1 pseudogene is annotated in these 725 nt (G+C 68.1%); it reads right to left on the bottom strand.

Annotated features, from left to right (window positions below):
* Positions 1 to 557, bottom strand: a pseudogene (locus tag KUM32_RS38615) (class I SAM-dependent methyltransferase); the annotation flags it as partial.
* Positions 558 to 725 lie beyond the last annotated feature (168 nt).

The following is a 725-nucleotide window of genomic DNA, read 5'->3' as shown; positions in this document are numbered from 1 at the left end:
GGAGTGCCCGACGGGTCGGAGGAGATCTCGAAGCCGGGCTGGAGCTGCACGGGAGAGAGCGGGTCAACGATGGTGAGCTGATACGGAAGGCCGGTCCGCAGCAACTGGCGGGCCATGCCACCGGCGAACAGCCCGTACAGGGTGCCGATCTCGAGGATCTCGCCGTTCGGCGGGTTGAGCAGCGGCGTGGCGGCGAGCTTGCCGAGGATGTTGCGGGTGGAGCCGGCGATGCGCCCGACGCCACGGTTCTCCAGCTCCACCAGGGTGCGGTAGGCCAGAACGGTTTCCTTGTACGCGCCGTCGCGTCCGGTCACGACGGCGATCTGAGCAGCGAGTTCCACGATCTCTTCGCGGCTTGGCTGCCGGTCGGTCAGCCTGCCGTCGCGCCCGAGCAGCAGGTCAGTGGAGTGCGCGCGGCGCAGCTCCTCGCGGAGGACGGTGAGTTCACGGCGGGCTGAGCGAAGCTTTCTGTCAATGCGCTGGTCGAGCTGGTCAAGTACGGGCCGCAGCGCGCGACGGGCGGAACGGGAAGCGATCAGGGTGCTGTGGAACTTCACACAGCGGACCCTAGGCGCGCGCCCCGGCGCTGTGAAGCCGTGTCAGCCAGCCGTTGAAGGCCGTCAGTCAGATGAACTACATGGTCAGCGCCTGTCTTCTGGCCATTCACCAGAGGTTGCCCGAGCCGCCACCTGCCGGCCACCGTGCGAGAGGGGGCGACCCCGAGT

The organism is Streptomyces sp. AC627_RSS907 (assembly GCF_019049165.1).
This window is presented reverse-complemented; position numbering and strand designations above follow the sequence as displayed.